Genomic DNA, 18,905 nt, shown 5'->3' with positions numbered 1-18,905 from the left:
CCCAGGTCGACACCCCGGGCACCGGCGGACCCCGCGCGGCCCCGCGCGCCGTCCTTCCTAGACGGAGGTCACACCGAGGCGACCCAGGAGCTCGGGTTCGGTGATGATGTCGATGCGCTGGCCCTTGGCGGCGTAGGCCTCGGCCTGCCGGTGCTTGGAGGTCTTGCCACCGTGGTCGCTGTCGGCCACCACCAGCACGTCGGTCTTCTTGGTCACGTTCTTGGCGGGTCGGCCCCCGGCCTCGGCGATGCGCTTCCACACCTCGGGTTTGTCCATGGCGCGCAGGTCGCCGGAGACGCACACCGTACGTCCGTAGAGCGGACCGGCCGGGTCGGCGTCGGCGGAGGGTTCGGGGAGCGGGGCCTGGGCGGCGCGCTGCCAGCGGCCGAACCGGTCCTCACGGCCGAACCGCTCCTCGCTCACGGGAGCGGGCACGGCGGGTGCGAGCGGCGTCGCCGCGACCGCCTCCAGACGGCCCAGGCGCAGGCCGCTGACCCGGCTGAGTTCGGGCAGGGTGTCGGTGCCGTGGCGGCGCATCGCCGCGATCATGATGTGCGCGGCGGCCTCGGCGTCGGCGTCGGCCCGGTGGTGCCGGGTGACGGTGTGGCCCACGTGCGCGGACACCGTCGGCAACCGGTGGTCGGGCAGGTCCCAGGTGCGCCGCGACAACGCCAGCGTGCAGGCGTAGTCGAAGGCGGGCAACGCCAGACCGGTGTGTGCGCAGGCCTGGCGCAACGCCCCCATGTCGAAGGGCGCGTTGTGTGCCACCAGCGCCCCGCCCCGCGCGAACTCGACCAGCTGGTCGCGTACCCGGTCCCAGGTGGGGGCGTGCGCGACGTCGGCGGCGGTGATGCCGTGCACGGCGGTGTTGTGGCGGGAGAAGAACGCCACCGGGTCCGGCGGGCGGATCAGGGTGGTGAACCGGTCGACCACCCGCCCCCCGCTCACCCGGACCAGACCCACGGCGCACACGCTGCCGCGGTCCTGGTTGGCGGTCTCGAAGTCGATCGCGGTCCAGGTGTGGGACACCCCGCGCCACCTCCCTAGGGTGTGTTTTTGGGTGCTTTCGCCTTCTGGCGGCGAAGCCGCCAGCTCCGCGAGCGGCCGTCCAGGCCATCTCTCGCAAGACGATGAGCGAGAGGCAGCCCGGGGTTGGCTGGCCGAGCTTCATCGGCGCAGTGAGAGGCAGCCTGGTGGTCGCGAGCGCGGAATGATCCACAAAACAGGCCCTAGTCCGTGCTGCGCGACGGATCGAGCGTACCGGGGCCGCCGGACCGCTGGAGTCAGAACGGGTCGAAGGAGTCGATCGCCTGGTCCCGTAGCTGCGCGTCCCCGGCCCAGACGTCCTCTCCGGAGGACCAGGCCAGGGTGTAGTACTCGCCACCGGAGACGTTGATGTTGCGGGCCAGCAGGTGCCAGGCGCCCTCTCCTCGGTCCCAGGTGAACTCCCAGTCGGCGGCCGAGGCGAAGGGGGTGCGGTCGGTCACGTCCTCCACCCTGACGCGCTGGTATCCGGGCAGCCGCGCCTCCTCCAGGGAGGTGGTCTCCTGCTCCAGTACGTGCTCGTACTCGTCGTCAACCGAGTGGGGGGTGCGGTCGACCTGGAGGTAGGCGCTGGTGGTGGTGGAGCTGTAGAAGACGCTGGCGCCGTCCACGCGGCGCACCCAGCCGTCGGGGACCAGCAGTGCGAAGCCCTCGGCGTCCCGGGTCCACGTCATGCCCTCGGCGGTGGGCCCCTCCTGCGGCTCCGCTTGGTCCGGGTCCTTCTGCGCGGCGGGGGGACCGGCCTCCCCGGTCGGCGCCCAGGGTGCCCCGTCCGCTCCTCCCCAGCGGTCGACGGCCACCAGTGAGGCGGCCACCAGCAGCGCGGCCAGCCCGAGGACGAGCACCACCACGGGCCACGACAGGCGCCGGTGCCGCCGGGACCCGGTGGCGACCTCGCCGCTCCCGGCCGGCGGCACGGGGGAGGAGGCGGCCTCGGGCAGGGGGTGCGCGGGCCCGACCACGCGGGTCCGGTTCTGCGGACGGCCGGTCGAGTCCAGGTCGCCCGACTCCGGGCCCGCCCCCGGCGCGGCCGGGGGGAGGTGGGCCAGGGTCACCGCGCTGGTCCCGCTCTCGCCCCGGGCGGCGGCGCTGAGCAGGGCCCGACAGCCGGGGGCGTCCAGGCGGTGGGCGGGGTCCTTGACCAGCAGGCCCCGGATCGCCTCGCCCAGCGGTCCGGGCAGTGACTCGGGCGGCTCCGAGCACAGCACCGCGTTCAGGGTCGCGTGCACGCCCTCGCGCAGGAACGGGGAGACCCCCGTCGTCGCGTGGTAGAGGGTGGCGCCCAGGGACCACAGGTCGCTGGCGGGGGTGGCGGGCAGGGAGTCCAGGCGTTCGGGCGCCACGTAGGCGGCCGACCCCATGACCGCCGAGTTCTGGGTGACGGCGGCGGTGTCCACGATGGTGGCGATCCCGAAGTCGGTGAGCACCACCCGCCCGGCCGCGGTGATCATGACGTTCTCGGGTTTGACGTCGCGGTGGGTGATGCCCTGCCCGTGGGCGGTCTCCAGCGCGTCGAGCAGGCCCAGCCCCCACGCGGCGGCACGCTGGGTGGGGACGGGGCCCCGCTCGCGCATCAGGCGCAGCAGGGAGTCTCCGTCCAGGAGCTCCATGACGATCCACGGGCGCCCGTCGTCCTCGACGATGTCGTAGACGGTCACGATGTTGGGGTGCTGGCCCATCGCGGTGGCCTGGGCCTCGCGTCGGGCGCGGGCGGCCACCAGGGCCCGCTCCTCCTCGTCCATGCCCGGCCCCAGCAGGATCTCCTTGACCGCCACCGCCCGGTTGAGTCCGGTGTCGTGGGCCCGCCAGACCCGGCCCATGCCTCCCCGTCCGACCTCGGAGTGCAGCTCGTAGCGCTCGCGCAGCGTGCGGTGGGGAAGGACCACCAGGTACTCCTGTGGGACGGGGGCCGTACGGTCGGGCGACGTGGCCGCAGCGGGGGCGGGGGCGGATCGGGAGATCCCACGTCAGGGCGCCCATTGTAGGAAGGTTCGGATCTTGGGGGCGCACTCCGGCCGCCGGGTCAGTCCCCGCCTTCGGTAAGGAAGTCCCTGACCAGGCGGTTCACCCGTGCGGGGGACTGGCGGTTGACCCAGTGCCCCTGCCCGGCCAGGAGTTCGAGACGGGCCCCGGCAACGGCCTGGGCCGCGGCGACGGTGATGGCGGGTTTGACACCCCGGTCCCTGTCACCCTGGATGAACAGCGCCGGGCAGCCGATCTCGCCCAGGCGCGGGCGCAGGTCGACGTTCATCCGCCAGGGTCCGATGGAGGCGTTCTGCCAGTCCGAGGAGCCCGCGCCGTTGGCGTCCATTTCGGCCATGACCTCGTCGACGACCTGTTCCTGGTCGGGGGCGGGCCCCGCGAACAGCCCCGTGCGGACGAAGGACTCCACCCTCTTCCTGTCACCGACCATCATCCCGGGCAGAGTGGTGTTGAGCAGGCGGCTGCGGGAGACGAGCCACAGGAGCTGGTGGTAGACGGGCGGGAAGGACAGGACGCCCCCCGGGGCGATGGCCACCAGGCGTTCCACGCGGTCGGGGTGGTCGATGGCGGTGGCCAGCGTCATCGCCCCGCCCTGCGACATCCCGACGACGGCGGCCCGTTCGATGCCGACGTGGTCCAGGGCGGCGAGCACGCAGTCCTGAAGCACGGCGTGACCGGCGAGACCCTCCCAGGGTGCGCTCTGGCCCTGTTTGGGCCAGTCCGGGGCGATCACGCGGTGGTCCCGGGCCAGGTCGGGGATGAGGTGGCGCCAGCTCATGGTGGCGCTGTCCACCCCCCCACCGCTCAGCAGCAGTACCGGCGGGGCGTTCTCGGGACCCTCGACGATGACACTCAGCCGCCCTCCGGGCAGGTCCACGTGCTCGCGGTGGAAGTCGGGTGCGCTCATGCTCGATCCTCGTTTCGGTCCCGCCAGCGCTGGAGCATGGCGGGGAGTTCGTGCTCCAGGAACCCGTAGAGCTCGTGGACGTTGGCCAGGCGTTCGCGGCGCTCGGGCGAGGCGTCCTCCAGGGCCCGCAGGCCGCGTTCGGTGACCTGTCGGAAGCTGGTGGCCAGGGCGTAGCGGCGCTCCAGCATGCGGCTCCAGCCGTCGGCGGCGATGCGGAAGTACTCCTGGCGTTCGCCGCGTCGGCGCACCCCCTCGACGAGGCCGCTGGGGGTGAGCATGCGGGTGGCGGTGCTGATGGAGCTGCGGCTGACCTGGAGCACCTCGGCCAGGCGCGCGGCGCTCTGTTCGGGGGGGTCGCTGATCAGCAGCCAGCCGATGACCCGGCCGGAGATCAGGGGGAGCCCCTCGCGTTCGAAGAACACGGCGACGTCGTCGACGAAGGCGAGTTGGTCCTCGGTGGGTTCGCTCATGCCACTAGATTACCGTCATTGCAGTCATGACTGCAATGACGGTAACAACTGCAACGAACGGGAGGGGCGGATTGCGGACCGACCCGAACGAGCGACCGGACCCGGCTCCCCCGTGCGCAGTTTGCCCCGCTTGTGGTAAAAGTTAGGCGTGCCGAACATGAGAGATGGGTTCTCTTCAAACCCCTGGTCGACAGTGATACCCGGGGCCGCACTGGCCCTCGCCCTCAGCGCCTGCACCACCACCTCCGGAAGCGAACGCGACGACGACCGCCCCCTGGTCCTCACCACCTTCACCGTCATCGCCGACATGGCCGAGAACGTCGCCGCCGACCGCGTCGAGGTCGCCTCCCTCACCCGGCCCGGCGCGGAGATCCACGGCTACGAACCCACACCCGACGACCTCGTCCGCGGTCAGGACGCCGACCTCATCCTCGAGAACGGCCTGGGCCTGGAGGCCTGGTTCCAGCAGTTCACCGAGCGTGTGGACGCCCCCACGGCCGTCCTCAGCGAGGGCATCGACACCATCCCCGTCTCCTCCGGCGGCTATGAGGGCGCACCCAACCCGCACGCCTGGATGTCCCCCGACAACGCCCTGGTCTACGTCGACAACATCCGCGACGCCCTCACCGCCCTGGACCCCGAGGGGGAACGGGAGTTCACCGAGGCCGCCGAGGCCTACAAGGAGGAGATCTCCGAGGTCGGCGCCTACCTGGAGAGCGAACTCGCCGACGTGCCCGAGGCCTCCCGCGCCCTGGTCACCTGCGAGGGCGCCTTCTCCTACCTGGCCCGCGACGCCGGGCTCACCGAGCGCTACCTGTGGCCCGTCAACGCCGAACGCGAGGGCACCCCGCAACAGATCGCCGCCGTCTCCGCGTTCGTGCGCGACAACGACGTGCCCACCGTGTTCTGTGAGAGCACCGTCAACGACAGCGCCCAGCGCTCCGTGATCCGCGAGACCGGGGCCGCCATGGGGGAGACCCTCTACGTCGACTCGCTCTCCGAGCCCGGCGGCCCCGTACCCACCTACCTCGACCTGCTCCGCCACGACGCGGAGGCCATCGTCACCGGTCTGGCCGACGCATGAGGAAGGAGACCGACATGAGGCAGGGATCGCGGTGACCGCCGCCATCGAGGTCGCCGGGGCCACCGTCCGCTACGGCGACGTCCTCGCCCTGGACGACGTGCACCTGTCCGTGGAACCCGGCCGGGTGTGCGGGCTGCTCGGCATGAACGGCTCCGGGAAGTCCACCCTGTTCAAGACCGTCCTCGGACTGGTCCCCGTCGACCGGGGCCGAGTCCGCCTCCTGGGCATGGGCCACACCGCCGCCCGGCGCAAGGGCCTGGTCGGGTACGTTCCCCAGTCCGAACAGGTGGACTGGGCGTTCCCGGTACGCGTGCGCGACGTGGTCATGATGGGCCGCTACGGGCACATGGGCCGCAGACGCCGTCCCCGCCCCGCCGACCGCCAGGCCGTGGAGCACGCCCTGGCCCGCACCGACCTCACCCAGCTGGCCGACCGCCAGATCGGCGCGCTCTCCGGCGGCCAGCGCAAGCGCGCCTTCGTCGCCCGCGCCATCGCCCAGGACGCCGACGTACTGCTGCTGGACGAACCCTTCGCGGGCGTGGACAAGCGCTCCGAGGCCACCATCACCGACCTCCTCCTGCAACTGCGCCAGGCCGGGCACACCCTGCTGGTGTCCACGCACGACCTGGCCCAGGTGCCGGTGCTGTGCGACGAGGCCGTCCTGCTGCAACGGCGCGTGATCGCGCACGGACCGCCCGAGAAGGTCCTCGAACCGGACGTGCTCCTGGAGGCGTTCGGCATCCACCCCAGTGAGGAGCGACGCCCGTGGACGCCCTGACCGCGCTCGTGGAGTGGTTCACGGTGCCGATGCAGTTCGAGTTCGTACAGAGGGCCCTGCTGGTCAGCGCGGTCGCGGGCGTGGTCTGCGCGGTGCTCTCCTGCTGGATGACCCTGGTGGGGTGGTCGCTGATGGGCGACGCGGTCTCACACGCGGTACTGCCCGGTGTGGTGCTCTCCTACATGTTCGGGCTGCCCTTCGCGCTCGGCGCCCTGGTGTTCGGGGGCGGCTCGGTGGCGCTGATCGGGGTGGTCAACCGCACCTCCCGGGTCAAGGAGGACGCGGTGATCGGGGTGGTCTTCACCGCCATGTTCGCCCTGGGCCTGGTGATGGTCTCGCGGGTGCCCAGCCAGACCGACCTCAGCCACATCCTGTTCGGCAACGTGCTGGGGGTCTCCGACTCCGACATCCTCCAGGTGCTGGTCCTGGCCGCCGTGGTGCTGGCGGTGGTCTGGTACAAGCACCGTGACCTGACCATGTACGCCTTCGACCCGGTCCACGCCCACGCGATCGGCGTCAACCCCCGACTCCTGGAGACCCTGCTGCTCGGGTTGCTCTCGGTGACGGTGGTGGTGGCATTGCAGGCGGTGGGGATCATCCTGGTCGTGGCCATGGTGATCATCCCCGGCGCCACCGCGTACCTGCTGACCGACCGGTTCGAGCGGATGCTCCTGATCTCGGCGGGGATCGCCCTGGTCGCGGCCGTGGTCGGGGTGTTCACCAGCTTCCACCTGAACGTGTCCACCGGTGGCTGCATCGTGCTGGCCCAGGCGGCCGCGTTCACGCTGGCCTACCTCTTCTCGCCGCGGCAGGGACTGCTGTGGCGGGGGCGCGCCGTCCGCGCGCTCAGGACCCGGGGGAGGGGGACCCGTGTCCTCGACTGAGGGCTTGAACATTTCGTTCAAAACAATGTGTTGACAACGATGGCCTGTAAACACATAGTTGAGGCATGGAGAACACGGCGCAGGACCCCTTCGCCCGACCCGACCCCGAACAGGCCCGGCGCGGGAGGGCCCACGAGGCCCTCTTCCGCATCACCGAACGGCACGCCACCGGCCAGGACCGCGACCGCTGGACGAACATGCGCATGCCGATGTCCCCGCACGCCGCGATCCAGCGCGTCAACGACCTCGCCGCGGGCAGCGCCCTGCCCGACGAGGGCGCTCCCTCCGTGGACCAGGACGACCTGACCGCCGCGCTGACCCTGGTGCCGTGGGCCCGCGCCGAGTTCGACCAGCTGGAGTCGGGTCTGCTCACCATGGGCAAGGGGCGCGGTATGACCTGGCAGGAACTGGCCTTCGGCCTGGGCCTGGGCACCGCCCAGGCCGCCCGCCAGCGACACGAACGCCTCACCCGCCGCACCGAGGAGGAGTAACGGCCCCCGGTGGCGCGGGACATCCCGATCCGACAGGCGGGTCCGCCCAGGCGAGTGACGGCGGTGAGACGCCGCCGACCGGCTCACGGTTGCGTGCCCCGGCCCCCTCACCCGTCCCGCGACGGGGCCCCGCCCACCGTGGGGGAGGGGATCACAGGAGCATGGCGAGCTGGCGCGCCTGGGCGACCAGGGTGCCCTGGCTGTCCCAGATCTCCATGTCCTCCTCGTGCAGGCCGTGGGAGACGTGCTTGGTGAAGACCCGGCAGGCCAGCCAGCCGGGGGCGGGCCGGGCCCGCACGTGGGTGGTGAGCTCCACGGTGATCGTGCCGAATTCACCGATCTCCAGCACGGCCGGGACGGCGAAGTCGACCATCGCGGGCAGTGAGCCGGCGTCGGCGTCGCGGCCGTCGGCGAAGCGCATCCAGAAGTCGGTTCGGGGGCGTCCGTCCTTCTTGCCGTCCAGCCATCCGGGACGCTCGGGGTAGCGGTAGTCGACGCGCTGGGCGATGGTGACGCCCTCAGTCGCGCCCGCGAACTCCGGCGGTGCGTAACAGTCCTCGGGGGCGGGTAGCTCCGGCGGCCCCTCCAGGTGCAGTTCGCGCCCCTCGGCGGCCAGGTCACCGTAGGTGGCGGTGGCGCGCAGGATCTCCTTGCCGCCCTGTTCCAGGACGACCGCGCCGGTGGCGGTGCGGCGCCCCTCACGGACGGTCTCGGTGCGCAGCAGGGCCTGGCCGGGTGCGGCCGGGCGCAGGTAGAAGGCGGAGACGACGAGGGGGTCGGTCTGGCTGAGGGTCTGTCCCAGGGCGTTGAGGGCCGCTCCCAGGACGTAACCGCCGTTGGGGTGCGAGGTGAAGGTGGTCCAGCCGTCGGTGAGGGTGGCGGTGAACTCGCCGTCGGCGCGCTTGTCGACCCGGGTGTCGCGGTCGAACTCGTAACCCTCGGCGGGGTGGTCAAGGCTCATACGACAATGTTACCGACCAGTAGAAGCCGTGGCCACACTGAACCGAACTCCATTCGGATCGGTGTCCGGGCAGCCCCGCCCCCCGCGGCCCCACGCCACCGGCAACGGTACCCGCACCGAGTGGGACGGCGTCCGTTGGTGTCCGAGGCGCCGCGCACGAGAACGCCCGCCGACGAGGTTACGGACCGGCCTCGACAATCGGACACCGCCACCCCGGCTTCCGGCTCCCACGGCACCGCACGGGGTGGAACCGCAGGGGCCCGACCCTGGCACAATGGGGCGCCCCCTCCCGCCCCCTCACCCCTCCTGGCTACCACCTTGCACGAGTTCCGTCATGCCTACGACACCCACCTGCGCGGCCACCTCCCCTCACCTCCCCAGGCCGGGGCGGTGCACCTACGGGACCGGTTCCTGGACGGCGGACGCCTCACCCGCACCCACTACGGCACCCACGGCGTCGTCGACCACGGGCCCCTGCCGCCCGGAACCGACCTGCCCGCCCTCGTCGCCCGCCAGCGCGCACGGTTCGCGGCGCACCGCGAACCCGCCCACTGGCCGGTGCACGACCACGACCCGACCGGCCTGGCCCCCGCGCTGGAGGCCGCCGGGTTCCACCCCGGGGCCGAACGCTCCGTCCTGGTCGCCGAACTCGCCGACCTGCCCAGCCCGCCACCCCCGGGGGACGAGGTACTGCGCGAGAACGACCGGGTCTCCGCCCAGGCCGTGCGCCGACTGGCCGCCAACACCGGCCCGCACCGGCGCCCCCTGACCGAACACGAGGCGGACGGCACCGCCTTCGAGAACCGCACCCTCACCCTCGTACGCGGGACCCGGGTGACCGCCGCCAGTTGGGCCACCCTGCGCACCGGGACCCCCTTCGTCGTCCTGGAGGGCATGACCTCACCGCGCCCGGAGTTCCTGGGGGAGTGGGCCCGGCACGCCACCTCGGGCCGCGTCCTGCCCCTGTGGTGGGTGTGGACCCAGGCCGAGGCCCGCCTCATGGCCGCCGAAATCGACCCCGCCGCCCAACCCGACCTGCACGCACTGCTGCTCGACTCGGGCCTGCGGCGGATCGCGACCGTGCGCACCCACACCTGGACCCCACCCGGAACACCCTCGCGAACCCGACCCGTCACCGAGCTCCACGACGACCCCGAACACGACGACGTGTGGGACCGGTTCACCGAACGCTTCTTCTTCACCCCCAGCACCACCGTCTTCCCCGGCATCGTCGAACCCACCCCCTCGACGACCTGGCCCGTCCGCGCCGTCACGGGCGACTCCGCACGCATCAACGAACTCAACCGGGTGATACGGCGCGCGCTCACCGCGGGGGTCCCGCCGGGCGAACACCTGTACTCCCTGGACTGGCAGCACATCGGACGCCGGTACGACCCCCGCCGGGTCGGCGGCGACGAACGGCCCCGCCACCCCGCCTGCGCCTTCCCCGACGGCGACTACTCGCTCAACCTCTCCCACGACCTGCGCCTGGGCACCTTCGGTCACCCCTGGGAACACGGCCAGGGCACGCTGTGCGTGTTCGGCCGCGAGCTGCTCGACGTGGTGGCGGCGGACCTGGACCGGCTGCTGGGAGCCCCCCTGCGCCGGGACGGACGCCCCGCGCGCTGACCCCGCAGGAGTACTCCCGTACGGGCGCGTCCGGCGGGCGGCACAGGACCGAAACCGCCGGCCCCGACCGGGCCCCGGGGCCCCTCGGCGGGCCTCCCGCCAGGGACTCAGGACCCCGGGACCCCGGCCGGGCCCTCACCCGACGGGAGCGCCGCCCGGGCCCGGGCCAGGTCCCCCGCGGCCAGCTCCCCGCGATGGGGGTCCGCGCTCTCCCCGAGGAGCCCCACCGCGCGCTCCAACTGGGGGACCGCCCCGGCGGGTTCCCCCGCCCCCACCCAGGCCAACCCGAGTTCGTGGCGCACCCACCCCTCGCTGTGCGGGTCACGCTCCTCGGCGAAGAACTCCGCCGCCTCCTCCAACAGGGCCAGTGCCTCCTCCGTGCGTCCCACATCCCGAAGGCACGTGCCCACCCCGGCCTGCGCGCTGACCGCCTCCCGGGTGTCGCCCAACTCCCGGAAGACGCCCCGCGCCCGCGCGTACGCCTCCAGAGCCCCGTCGAAGCGGCGCTCCTCCCGGGCCACCGCCCCCAGGTTGACCCACACCCGGGCCTGACAGTGGGCGTCACCCAGACGGTGGAAGTCCCGCAGGGCGTGCTCATGGGCCTCGATCGCCTCGGCGTACCGGCCCTCCTCGCGCAGAGCCACCCCCAGGTTGTTCCACGCGATGGCCGCCCGGTGCGCGTCGTCCACCCGGGTGAGCATCGCCAGGGCACGACGCAGGACCACCATGGCCTCGGCGAAACGGCGCTCCTCGATCAACGCCGCACCCAGCCCGCCGCACGACACCGCCTCCCCGTGCACGTCGCCCCGCTCGGCGAACAGGACCCGAGCCCGTTCATGGGCGTCGACGGCCTCACCGAAGCGCCGCTGCTCACGCACCACGGCCCCCAGGTTGTTCCACGCGATCCCCTCACGGACCGCGTCCCCGGTACCACTGGCGGCGTCGATCGCGATCGTGTGCACGGACACCAGATCAGTGAAGTCCCGGCGCCGCTTGAGATAGGTGTTGAGGTACACCGGCAGCTCGGCCGCCGTTCGCGTCTCGCCCAGGCGGTGGGCCTCGTGCACGGTGTCGATCAGCACCGCCCGTTCGGCGTCCAGCCACTCCGTCGCCGACACGCGATCGGCGAAGGTCGCCGGGGCCGCCCTCCCCGGCAACGCCACCAGGTGCAGGCGGGCGTGGTCGGCACGGGCCGTGTAGTGGTCGAAGAGCCGTGTCCGAGCCCGGGCGTATCGGGCCGGAGCCCCCTCCCCGGCGCTCAGCGAGGCCGCGTAGTCGGCGACCAGGTCGTGCATCCGCCACCGCCCCGCCTCACCGGTGACCAGGTGCGCGGCCGCCAGGGAGCGCAGACGCCCCACCACCTCGGAGACGGTGGTCCCGGCCAGGACCGCCACCGCCTCCGTCGACACGTCCGGCCCCGGGGCCAGCCCGAGAAGGGCCAGCAGTTCGGCGACCTCCGGGGCCAGCCGGGCACGCGACTGCTCGAAGACCGTGTGCGGGCTGCGGGAGCCGTCCCTGAGCCGGGACGGCCGCTCTCTCCTCTCCTCCAGCGTCCGTGCCAGTTCCACCACGGTCATGTCCGGGGCCGCCCCCAGCAGCGCGGCGCACACGCGCAACGCCAGCGGAAGCCCCGCGCAGGCCCGGGCCACCCGGGCCAACGCCTGATCCGCCACCCGCGGATCGTCCGGATCACCGACCCGCAGGGCCTCCGCCAGCAGCCGCACCGCGCGGTCCTGCGGAAGGTGGTCGACGGACACGCGCCGCCAGCCATGGGAGGCGAACCGGTCACGCGAGGTGGTCAGCAGACGGTGGCGGGCCCGCCCCGGCACGAGCGGAACCACCTGCGCGGCCTCCGAGGCGTTGTCGGCCACCACCAGGATCGGCCCGCCCAGCTCCAGGGACCGCTCCTCCAGCGCCGACCGGTACAGCCCCCGCCTGGCCTCGGGGTCATCGGGCCAGCGCCGCGCGGGCACGTCCAACCCGTGCAGGAAGGACTCCACCGCCCGGTCCCCGTCCACCGGGGTGGTGTACCCGTGCAGGTCCACGAAGAGCGCCCCCGCGAACCAGCCGCGCCGAAGCGCCTCGTGCCCGGCGGCCAGGGCCAGCTGGGTCTTGCCGATCCCGCCCATACCCTGGGAGACCACCACTCCCGGAACGCCGCGCGCCTCAGGATCGAGCACCGCCAGGACCCGCTCCAGCTCCACCTCCCGGCCGGTGAAACCGGCCTCCACCGAGGGCAGGGTCAGCAGCGTCTGCGCGGCGCCCCGGGCGGGTCCGCCGCCGACGTCGACGCGGACGTCGCCGTTGACCGTGCCCACCTGGGTGAGCGTCCCCCACACGTGCCCGGCGGTGTTGGCGGCCCGTCCCGCCTCCCGTTCACCCGAATCCACCGCTCACCCTCCCCGGGCCCAGGACACGCACCCGGCTCGTCCACCGCCCGCGCCCACCACACCCCCCGCTCACACGACGCACCCGGTCGCCGCGCCCACCGCTCCGGCCCACACCGGGGCGACGGCCGACCGGGACTGCCGAACCCGCAGCGTCCACTCCGGCCCACCCGCACCGCCCCTAGCCTTCGCAGCGGCCGCCCCCGTGGGGGTACCGGGTACCGGTCACGTCAGGCTCGGACCGGGCACCGCGCGGGTCCACGCGGTCACCGTCCACACCCGTCACGTTCCGGTGGACACCACCCCGGATCGTGCCCGCCTGGATGAGCGTGCCGTGCACGTCACCGGCGATGTTGGTGACGTTGCCCGACCCCGAGGGCGCCACCTCGTCCAAGAGCGCGCGCAGCTCGGCGGCAGCCTCCGGGTCCTCACGCAGCAGCCGACGCAGCTGGGTCCGCCAGGTCTGCTCCACCTCCTCCACCGGAACGGCGTCCGCGCCGCTCTCGAGCAGGTCGCGGCGGGTCTGCTCCAGCTCCTCCAAAGCCCTGTCCCGCTTGGCCCCATCCCCCCCGAACACCCGGGTGACCCACCCCCGGACCACGGTCCAGCCGCCCTTGACCATCTCCTGCGTCAGGACCTTGGCACCTTCCTCGAACAGCTCCACCGCTCGCCACTCCCTAGCCTCGCGCCGACTGGTCCACGGGGCCGCCCGGCAACCGCGAAAGCCCCGTGGACCAGACACCCTAGCCAGCCCCCGGGGCCGCGCACAGCGGGCCCGAAGGCCTCCCGAACGCCCCGAACCGCCCCCGCTGCCACCCGCGCCCGCACCCACCTGGGGGAACACCCCGCCCCCTGCTAGCGTTGGACCCCGCGAAGCCGAGAGCCGACCCGCGCGAACAGAAGCGAACCGATGACCGTCGCGACCGGCGACGCCACGAGCGCCCCCCAGCACCCGCGTCCCACGGGTCCCGGCCTGACCACACGGCGGGACCCCCGAACACGAAGGTCCACACCCTTGTCCCACCCCGCACACCACTGGTCCACCCGGCCCGAGACCAGCGCCGACACCGCCCGCATCCACGCGATCGTCAGCGCCGCCTTCCCCACTCCCGCCGAGGCCGACCTCGTCGACGCCCTGCGCGCCGACACCGACGCCTGGATCGAGGGGCTGTCCATCGTCACCGAGGACACCGACGGCACCCCGGTCGGGCACGCCCTGTTCACGCGCTGCCACGTCGACGGCGCACCCGCCCTGGCCCTGGCCCCGTGCGCGGTGCTGCCCTCCCACCAGCGCACCGGAGCCGGTTCGGCCGCCATCCGCGCCGGACTCCGGGCCGCCCGCGACCTGGGGGAGAACCTGGTCCTGGTCCTGGGCCACGCCGACTACTACCCCCGGTTCGGGTTCACCCCGGCCTCCGGCCACGGCGTGCGCGCCCCCTTCGAGGTCCCCGACGAGGCCATGATGGCCCTGTCCCTGGACCCCTCGCGCGCCACCCCGCGCGGCACCATCCGCTACCCGGACGCCTTCGGGGTCTGACCCGACGACGCTGCCCCCGCCACGGAACAGCGGTTCCGTGGCGGGGGCAGCGGTGCGTTCAGCCCGCCAGGGACAACCCGCCGGTCAGTTTGTTCACGTCCTTCTTGGGCCCGAACACCGCCAAGCCGACGTACTCCACGTCGCCCGGACCAGTCCGCTCCAGCCGGTCCAGGTAGTCGGCGTAGGTGCGCGAGCGGCGGGCCACCTCGTTGAACTCCACCACCGTGAGGTCCCGTTCGTCCGCCAGCTCCTTGATACGGCGCAACTCGGCACCCGAAGCGGCCAGCGTCGGCACCGGGTGCGGGTTGATCCCGGCGTGCAGGCCCCCGCCCGCGTCCTTGCCGTCGGCCCCCAGCGAGTTCTCCAACCGCGCACCCAACGCCAACCCGAGCACCGCTCCCGCGTTGGCCGCCACCGCGAGCCCCAGGTCCGAACGCAGGACGACAACCAGCTTGGTGGACATGCTCATGCGACGATTCCCCGTTCATCCGTCTTGTGGATAACGCAGAAACTAGCCACAGACACATCACCCTGGACAGATCGCCGAACACTATTCGACCATCGGCCTACGATGGCCGATATGGACGAACTAGATTCGGCGATCGTGCGTGAACTCCAACGCGACGCACGGCAGACCAACCGGGCCCTGGCGCACACGCTCGGCGTGGCGCCCTCCACCTGCCTGGAACGCGTGCGCCTGCTCCACCAGCGCGGGGTGATCCGCGGGTACCACGCCGACATCGACCCCGCGGCACTCAACCGGCGGGTGGAGGCGTTCGTGTCCGTCGGGCTGCGCCCGCCCAGCCGCCGCGCCATCGAGGGCTTCAAGTCGGCGATGTTCGCACTACCCGAGGTCCTCGCCGTCTACGTGGTCTCCGGAGAACAGGACTTCCTCGTGCACGTGTCCGTCCCCGACCTGGACTCCCTGCACAGCTTCCTCATCGACCGGCTCACCGAACGCCGTGAGGTCGCCTCCTTCCGCAGCCAGGTCATCTACGACAGCGCCCGCAAACACGTGAGCGACCCGCTCGGCTGAGACCACCCCGCCCTCAGTGCCGTTCCAGCCCCTCCTCGACCAGCAACCGCTCGCTCACCAGCTGGTAGCGCAGGGACCGGTTCACCGCGAGCATCCCCCGGTTCTCCCTGTCGACGGTCACCGTCACCGCCTCCACGTGCGGGAACAGGTCGTGCACCCGCAGCGCCTGGGTGGCCTTGACCCGGCTGGCCAACCCCTTGCGCCGGTGGGCGGGCAACACCGCCGTGTCGTGCTGGTCGGCCACCGACCCCCGGGAGACCGTGCTCACCGTGGCCGCCACCACCAGATCCGAGGTGCGGTCCAGGGCCGCACCCACCACCAGCCGCGAACCGTCCTCGGTGACCCGGCGCTCCCACTCACGTACCCGCGCCACGTCCCAGGCCAACGCCCCCTGGCGCGCCTGCGTGCCCGGAGCGTCCCCCACATGAGCCATGACCCGGCCGAAGGACGCCGCCAACGGCTCGGGCACCGCACCCTCCCAGTGGGTGAGCCGGTACCCGCGAGCCGGGGTGGCCGCCACACTCCAACACCGCCGCAGCGTCTCCTCGTCCAGGTACTGCTTGTGCAGCTCCAACCGCACCAGGGAGCGCAGGTAGGGACTGGACCGCACGAAGCGCTCACCCGGCTCCCCGACCAGCACGGTGCACTGGAGCCGGTCCATCCCCTGGGCACGGGCCTCCGCCACCACGGCCTCACGCAACCGCCGACCGCTGCCCCGGCGCCGCGCCGTGTCGGCCACGAACAACCGCAGGAACCCGATCCGCTCGTCATGGTGCCGGGGCCGCAACTCGGCCACACCATGAATGGCGTGCCCCCGGGACGCCCGCGCCGCCCAACGCCACGCCCGCCCCGCCCTGCCCGCACGCAGACGGGCGGCCAGCTCCTCGGCCGGGGCAGGAGCGCCACCGGACAGCTCGCTCTGCCCGTCGGTGAACACCGACGTCCACGACGCGAGGTCATCGGCGCCGGTCACGGCGGGGTCGAAGGTCTCGATGTGCGGGTCCACCCCGCCACGGTGTCACACACCGGGCCCCACCCCGAGCACACCACGCCCCCGACCCGCGAACCACCGGCACGGCTCACACCGGAAGCAGCGCCACCACCGCACACACCAGCGCCGCCACCGAGACCAGCGAACGCACGTGGTTCCACCGCACCCACCCCGGCTCGAACGCCGCCCGCACCGCGGCCGGGTCCCGCAGGTGATCGGCCTCGCCCGCCTGCTCCAGGGCGTTGTTGCGGGGCACGTTCACCACGAACGTCACCACCACCGCCACCAGGAGCAACACCAGCGCCGCGCCGGACCACACCAGCGACCGCACCGGGCCGGAGGAGGCGTACAGGGCCGTCGTGCCCAGGGCCGCCACCGGGGCGCCCACGAACACCAGCGCGAACAGCGGGTTCAGGATCGCCGTGTTGATCCCCCGCATCGCGTCGATCATCGACCGGTCACCCGCACGCGCCAGACCCGGCATCACCGCCATCGAGAAGGACAGGAACAGCCCGGCGAACAACCCGGTCAACACGGCGGCCAGCACCGGAACGACCCCGAACACCATCTCCATCATGGGAACGCGCCCGCCCTTCCTCGTCCGCGCCGCACACGGGTCACGTGACGCCCCCATCCAAGCACCCCCGGGGCCCGGCGCGCCACGGAGTTCACACCCGGCAGGAGGCCCCCGCGCACACCCGTTCACCCTCTACCGCTACCGCGCGGCCCCGCGACGCCCCAGCCGGAACCGTCCTGGCCGGGTACCGCCCCACGCACCGACCCCTTCCCCACGCCCCCGCCACAAGGGCGGCACGACCCCACCCCGCCCCGGGGGAACGCCCCCGGCCCCGCCACCCGCCACGCCGAGCGGGTGGCACCGGGCCCACGAACGCAACCAGACCGCCACCGCGCGCGTCTGACCAGCTGACCGACGGCACCGGCACCCCGGCCGGAGCGCGCCACCACCGCGAGGAGTCCCCCGACCATGTCCCCACGAGCCCCAGGCAGCGCCCCTCGGACCCGCCCGCCCCGGGCCTCCACACCACGCGCCCTGGGCCTGACCGGCGCGGTCCTCGCCCTGAGCCTGGCCCTGACCTCCTGCGGCCTGCTCCGCGACCTGACCTCCGACAGTGACGGCGCCGCACCCGCCGCCGTCGAGGAGAGCGACCAGCCGATCCTGGCCGAGGACGTCGAACTGCCCTTCGTACGCCAGGGGCGCATGTTCGTCGAGGGCGGCAACGACGTCGGCGTCGAGATCACCATCGAGGCGCTGGAGAACAACGGCGAATACCTCATGATCGACTTCAGCCGCACCATCCTGGAGACCATCAACGGCGAAGAGGTCTCCTACGCCGGAGCACCCCTGCGCCTGGTCGACCCGGTCTCCGGCGAGGTCCTGCTCCCCATCACCGACCCCGAACACGGCGAACCCTACGGCAGCTACTTCATCGAGGGCAGCGACCTCGTCCCCATCCACGAACGCCTGCCCGCACCCATCCGCCGTTACTTCCCCGCCCCCAGCGAGGACGTGGACTTCCTGACCCTGACCGGCATGACCGCCGCCCACGTACCCGGTATCCCCGTCACCCGCGTCGACACCTTCACCCCGCTCCCCGAACCCGACGTCCACGACTACATCGACCCCGAGACCTGGGTCATCAACGGCGACCTGCCCACAGACGAGATCGTCTACCCCGAGACCCCGCCGCGACCGGGCCTGGACACCACCGCGTTCCTCCAGACCATGGAGAGCTTCGTGGACAGCTCGACCGCCTCCACCACCCGCGCGGGCGACGAGGAGGTCATCGCCCTGCACGCGGACAACATGTTCGCCTTCGACGAGTCCGACCCCACCGACGAGGCCGCCGCCACCATCCGGGAGGCCGCCCAGTCCCTGCGCGAGAACCTCGGCGAGGACGTACGGGTCACCATCGTCGGCCACACCGACGGCACGGGCTCCGACACCTACAACCAGACCCTGTCCGAAGAACGCGCCGAAGCCGTGCGAGCCCTGCTGGAGGAGGAACTGGGCTCGGACTTCACACTGGTCACCGAAGGGCGCGGCAGCACCGAACTCCTCGCCGAAGAGGGCGGGGACGACGACGAGCAGGCGCGGGCCCGCAACCGCCGCGTCGAGTTCTCCTACGAGGTGCCGCTGTCCGACGACGGAACCGGCAAGGACGGCGCGGGCCTGGACGCGGCCCAACGCCACGTCGGCCCCCCGGCCGCCTACTTCGAGGAACTGGACCCCTTCACCACGGCCGTCCACAACGACCTCGACCTGAACGTCTACCCGCTGGTGCGCGACGGCGCCTACCTGTTCCAGATGGTGGGCTTCCAGAACTCCACCCTCACCGACCTCGAAGCCGACCTGGAGGGCGACGAGGCGTTCCTGCCCGGCAGCCCCCAGCAGTACACCGAGGGCACCATGGGCGGCTTCCGCCTGGAGGAACCCGACACCGGGGTGATCCGGTACGTGATCCGCATCCGCGCCGGCGAGGGGGAGTACGAGGACTTCGCGGACGAGGTCCTCACCCTCTCCCCGGGCGAGGAGTACCTGGCCCTGGCGGTCTTCCCCGCCCCGAGCACGGACGTGACGCAGATGACCCTGTACGCGGGCGCCTTCGGCGAGATCCCCGACGTCCCCGTCCGGTAGCCGCCCCCGCGACGCGCGACCGCCCCGCCCAGGGGAGTGCGGGGCCGAGGCGGGAAACCACGGGAAA

The 18,905-nt window shown here is 72.7% G+C and carries 18 protein-coding genes; 8 read left to right on the top strand and 10 right to left on the bottom strand.

The genetic code is table 11. From position 1 onward, the window contains the following. Positions 1 to 57 precede the first annotated feature (57 nt). The 4 genes from ABZ635_RS10235 to ABZ635_RS10220 all read right to left on the bottom strand — a co-directional run bounded on the left by ABZ635_RS10235 (position 58) and on the right by ABZ635_RS10220 (position 4,404). Positions 58 to 1,029 (bottom strand): exonuclease domain-containing protein, encoded by a 972-nt coding sequence (locus tag ABZ635_RS10235; protein ID WP_357761903.1) that lies wholly within the window; start codon positions 1,027 to 1,029, stop codon positions 58 to 60. Between the two features lie 254 nt (positions 1,030 to 1,283). Continuing rightward, positions 1,284 to 2,930, bottom strand: a complete 1,647-nt coding sequence (locus ABZ635_RS10230) for a protein kinase (protein ID WP_357761900.1) — start codon at positions 2,928 to 2,930, stop codon at positions 1,284 to 1,286. 137 nt (positions 2,931 to 3,067) lie between these two features. After that, positions 3,068 to 3,934, bottom strand: a complete 867-nt coding sequence (locus ABZ635_RS10225; protein ID WP_357761898.1) for an alpha/beta fold hydrolase — start codon at positions 3,932 to 3,934, stop codon at positions 3,068 to 3,070. Continuing rightward, positions 3,931 to 4,404, bottom strand: coding sequence for a MarR family transcriptional regulator (locus tag ABZ635_RS10220; protein WP_357761895.1), 474 nt, complete (start codon positions 4,402 to 4,404; stop codon positions 3,931 to 3,933). The genes ABZ635_RS10225 and ABZ635_RS10220 overlap by 4 nt, the downstream gene beginning before the upstream one ends. A 157-nt stretch (positions 4,405 to 4,561) precedes the next feature. Between ABZ635_RS10220 and ABZ635_RS10215 the strand changes: the two genes are divergently transcribed. From ABZ635_RS10215 to ABZ635_RS10200, 4 genes are all read left to right on the top strand, one after another. Further along, positions 4,562 to 5,488 (top strand): metal ABC transporter substrate-binding protein, encoded by a 927-nt coding sequence (locus ABZ635_RS10215; RefSeq protein ID WP_357762204.1) that lies wholly within the window; start codon positions 4,562 to 4,564, stop codon positions 5,486 to 5,488. Positions 5,489 to 5,519: 31 nt separating this feature from the next. After that, positions 5,520 to 6,266: a metal ABC transporter ATP-binding protein gene (locus tag ABZ635_RS10210; protein ID WP_357761892.1), complete on the top strand. Its 747-nt coding sequence runs from the start codon at positions 5,520 to 5,522 to the stop codon at positions 6,264 to 6,266. Continuing rightward, complete coding sequence (locus tag ABZ635_RS10205) at positions 6,254 to 7,150, top strand: metal ABC transporter permease (RefSeq protein WP_357761889.1); 897 nt, start codon at positions 6,254 to 6,256, stop codon at positions 7,148 to 7,150. Before ABZ635_RS10210 ends, ABZ635_RS10205 begins: the two co-directional genes overlap by 13 nt. A 65-nt stretch (positions 7,151 to 7,215) precedes the next feature. Beyond that, positions 7,216 to 7,641 carry a DNA-binding protein gene (locus ABZ635_RS10200; protein ID WP_357761886.1) on the top strand — a complete coding sequence of 142 codons (426 nt, stop codon included), beginning with the start codon at positions 7,216 to 7,218 and terminating at the stop codon, positions 7,639 to 7,641. Positions 7,642 to 7,792: 151 nt separating this feature from the next. Here the strand turns inward: ABZ635_RS10200 and ABZ635_RS10195 are convergent, their stop codons facing one another. Then, complete coding sequence (locus ABZ635_RS10195; protein ID WP_357761883.1) at positions 7,793 to 8,602, bottom strand: thioesterase family protein; 810 nt, start codon at positions 8,600 to 8,602, stop codon at positions 7,793 to 7,795. A gap of 318 nt (positions 8,603 to 8,920) precedes the next feature. On the opposite strand from ABZ635_RS10195, the gene ABZ635_RS10190 reads away from it, so the two are divergent. Continuing rightward, a complete protein-coding gene (locus ABZ635_RS10190; RefSeq protein WP_357761880.1) occupies positions 8,921 to 10,231 on the top strand; it encodes a DUF2716 domain-containing protein in 1,311 nt (436 codons plus the stop codon). Positions 10,232 to 10,338: 107 nt separating this feature from the next. Here the strand turns inward: ABZ635_RS10190 and ABZ635_RS10185 are convergent, their stop codons facing one another. Further along, complete coding sequence (locus ABZ635_RS10185; RefSeq protein WP_357761877.1) at positions 10,339 to 12,621, bottom strand: tetratricopeptide repeat protein; 2,283 nt, start codon at positions 12,619 to 12,621, stop codon at positions 10,339 to 10,341. A gap of 178 nt (positions 12,622 to 12,799) precedes the next feature. Then, entirely contained in the window at positions 12,800 to 13,282 is a 483-nt protein-coding gene (locus ABZ635_RS10180; protein WP_357761874.1) for a hypothetical protein, read from the bottom strand. A gap of 351 nt (positions 13,283 to 13,633) precedes the next feature. On the opposite strand from ABZ635_RS10180, the gene ABZ635_RS10175 reads away from it, so the two are divergent. After that, a complete protein-coding gene (locus tag ABZ635_RS10175; protein ID WP_357761871.1) occupies positions 13,634 to 14,155 on the top strand; it encodes an N-acetyltransferase in 522 nt (173 codons plus the stop codon). A 58-nt stretch (positions 14,156 to 14,213) separates the two neighbouring features. Here the strand turns inward: ABZ635_RS10175 and ABZ635_RS10170 are convergent, their stop codons facing one another. Continuing rightward, a complete protein-coding gene (locus tag ABZ635_RS10170; RefSeq protein ID WP_357761868.1) occupies positions 14,214 to 14,624 on the bottom strand; it encodes a DUF2000 domain-containing protein in 411 nt (136 codons plus the stop codon). Between the two features lie 111 nt (positions 14,625 to 14,735). On the opposite strand from ABZ635_RS10170, the gene ABZ635_RS10165 reads away from it, so the two are divergent. Beyond that, positions 14,736 to 15,191 (top strand): Lrp/AsnC family transcriptional regulator, encoded by a 456-nt coding sequence (locus tag ABZ635_RS10165; RefSeq protein ID WP_357761865.1) that lies wholly within the window; start codon positions 14,736 to 14,738, stop codon positions 15,189 to 15,191. A 13-nt stretch (positions 15,192 to 15,204) separates the two neighbouring features. Here ABZ635_RS10165 and ABZ635_RS10160 read toward each other — a convergent pair whose 3' ends face one another. Further along, on the bottom strand, positions 15,205 to 16,197 hold the full coding sequence (locus tag ABZ635_RS10160; RefSeq protein ID WP_357761862.1) for a GNAT family N-acetyltransferase: 993 nt from the start codon (positions 16,195 to 16,197) through the stop codon (positions 15,205 to 15,207). Positions 16,198 to 16,270: 73 nt separating this feature from the next. After that, positions 16,271 to 16,759 (bottom strand): anthrone oxygenase family protein, encoded by a 489-nt coding sequence (locus ABZ635_RS10155; RefSeq protein ID WP_357761859.1) that lies wholly within the window; start codon positions 16,757 to 16,759, stop codon positions 16,271 to 16,273. A 408-nt stretch (positions 16,760 to 17,167) separates the two neighbouring features. Here ABZ635_RS10155 and ABZ635_RS10150 point away from each other — a divergent pair, with 408 nt between their 5' ends. Continuing rightward, positions 17,168 to 18,838: an OmpA family protein gene (locus ABZ635_RS10150; RefSeq protein WP_357761856.1), complete on the top strand. Its 1,671-nt coding sequence runs from the start codon at positions 17,168 to 17,170 to the stop codon at positions 18,836 to 18,838. Positions 18,839 to 18,905: the final 67 nt, after the last annotated feature.

Source organism: Nocardiopsis sp. NPDC007018, from assembly GCF_040635075.1.
Taxonomy (GTDB): Bacteria; Actinomycetota; Actinomycetes; order Streptosporangiales; family Streptosporangiaceae; genus Nocardiopsis.
Note: the sequence above shows the minus strand (reverse complement) of the source record. Positions and strands in the feature narration are given on the sequence as shown.

Bases quoted from the DNA above. Each gene is read 5' to 3' on its own strand.
- ABZ635_RS10225 (WP_357761898.1), bottom strand. From the start codon at position 3,934: ATGAGCGCACCCGACTTCCACCGCGAGCACGTGGACCTGCCCGGAGGG.
- ABZ635_RS10220 (WP_357761895.1), bottom strand. From the start codon at position 4,404: ATGAGCGAACCCACCGAGGACCAACTCGCCTTCGTCGACGACGTCGCC.
- ABZ635_RS10215 (WP_357762204.1), top strand. From the start codon at position 4,562: ATGAGAGATGGGTTCTCTTCAAACCCCTGGTCGACAGTGATACCCGGG.
- ABZ635_RS10200 (WP_357761886.1), top strand. From the start codon at position 7,216: ATGGAGAACACGGCGCAGGACCCCTTCGCCCGACCCGACCCCGAACAG.
- ABZ635_RS10195 (WP_357761883.1), bottom strand. From the start codon at position 8,602: ATGAGCCTTGACCACCCCGCCGAGGGTTACGAGTTCGACCGCGACACC.
- ABZ635_RS10170 (WP_357761868.1), bottom strand. From the start codon at position 14,624: ATGAGCATGTCCACCAAGCTGGTTGTCGTCCTGCGTTCGGACCTGGGG.
- ABZ635_RS10165 (WP_357761865.1), top strand. From the start codon at position 14,736: ATGGACGAACTAGATTCGGCGATCGTGCGTGAACTCCAACGCGACGCA.
- ABZ635_RS10155 (WP_357761859.1), bottom strand. From the start codon at position 16,759: ATGATGGAGATGGTGTTCGGGGTCGTTCCGGTGCTGGCCGCCGTGTTG.
- ABZ635_RS10150 (WP_357761856.1), top strand. From the start codon at position 17,168: ATGTCCCCACGAGCCCCAGGCAGCGCCCCTCGGACCCGCCCGCCCCGG.